Origin of the sequence: Paenibacillus koleovorans NBRC 103111 (assembly GCF_004000845.1) — a bacterium.
Classification (GTDB): domain Bacteria; phylum Bacillota; class Bacilli; order Paenibacillales; family NBRC-103111; genus Paenibacillus_AA; species Paenibacillus_AA koleovorans.
In genome coordinates, this window is record NZ_BIMA01000246.1 from 1 (window position 1) to 1,521 (window position 1,521).

1 protein-coding gene is annotated in these 1,521 nt (G+C 49.8%); it reads left to right on the top strand.

The genetic code is table 11. From position 1 onward, the window contains the following. Positions 1-160: 160 nt before the first annotated feature. Positions 161-1,519, top strand: a complete 1,359-nt coding sequence (locus PKO02S_RS31995; protein WP_127589338.1) for an IS4 family transposase — start codon at positions 161-163, stop codon at positions 1,517-1,519. Positions 1,520-1,521 lie beyond the last annotated feature (2 nt).

Sequence of the window (1,521 nt, forward strand, 5' to 3'; positions counted from 1 at the left end):
TAACTCAACTTTCGCAGAGTCAAAATCAGCGCAAACTTACGTGCAGCATAAGTTTGCACGCATTTAATTGTACGGCTTGAAACAATAGAAAAACACCTCTTCGTTTGGTAAAGTGAGAGTGTCAAGCTACCACTACCACACAGAAGAGGTGTTCTTCTCCATGATAGACCAAAAGCAATCCCTAGATCAACTACCAAAAGAAATCAAGCCTGCTTTTCTGGAACTGAATGTGCTCAAGCACTTGAATGGTGCGGGGTTTAAGAAAAAATTTGGATTCACCTGTGCCTACTTATTTCGCGTCGTTTTTATTCTATTGTTTCATCAGAAGAATTGGTTTCGGCTTCTTGAAAGCTGCAGGGGCGAGACATTTCCTGGTAAAGATGCGGTCTACCGGTTTCTGAATCATAGTGGCTACGCTTGGCGACGGTTTTTGCTCTCCCTAAGCGGAGAGACGATTCAGCGAATCGAGAAACTGACCTCAGCGGGCCGTGAGACCGCGTTTATCTTTGATGATTCGATGTTTGAACGTAACCGCAGTAAAGCCGTTGAACTACTGGCGCGGTTCAAGGATCATGCGACGGGGGCGTACTACAAGGGGTTTCGCATGCTAACCATGGGCTGGTCGGACGGCCACTCGTTTATCCCCATGGATTTTGCCCTGCTCAGTTCTACGAAATCCGGCATCAATGGCATCCTGGAAGGTATCGACAAGCGCAGTCATGGCTACAAACGTCGTCAGGAGGCCCTTTGTTCGGCACCACAAGTGATTGCGACCATGTTGGACCGTGCCAAGCAAGGCGGTGTAACCGCGTCGTATGTCCTGATGGACAGTTGGTTTACGCATGCGCCGCTCCTTCAGGAAGTGGTCGGACGTGGACTACACGTGATCGGTATGGTAAAAAACGATAACAAGCGGTACCTGATGAACGGACGACGATTGACCCTGAAGGAGTTGTATGCCGCTGCAGCGCGTGTTCAGGGGAAGCATCGGAATATCCTGAGGCAGATCCAGACGGAACTGGCCCCCGGAATCCCGGTCAGGGTCGTATTCGTTCGTCACCGTTCCAAGAAGAATGAGTGGCTTGCTATTCTCACGACGGATCTCGCTTTAACCGCTCCGGACATGATCCGAATCTACAGGATGCGCTGGGAAATTGAAGTCTTCTTTAAATGCGCCAAGTCCCTGCTTCGCCTGCAAAAGGAGTTCCAAGGGCGATCGTACGACCTGTTGGTCAGCCATACCACCATTGTCTTTTCGCGCTATATCCTGCTTGCTTGGCAGCACCGCCAGAGCACGGATCAACGGTCGATTGGCGGACTGTTTTATTTGCTTTGCGATGAAGTCGGCGCCATCGATTGGGCTGTTGCCCTGCAAGAACTGGTCGATTTGATCACCGAAATCGCCACGAAAGTCGGAAAGAGGATTTCAAATCTTATTCAACGTCAACTCCAGCATTGGATTGAAGGGCTGCCTAACTATATCAAGGCTTACCTGCCAATTTCATGCTGCGAAAGTTGAGT

What these genes read in the sequence shown, in the direction of transcription:
- PKO02S_RS31995 (WP_127589338.1), top strand. Translation starts at nt 161, where the DNA reads ATGATAGACCAAAAGCAATCCCTAGATCAACTACCAAAAGAAATCAAG.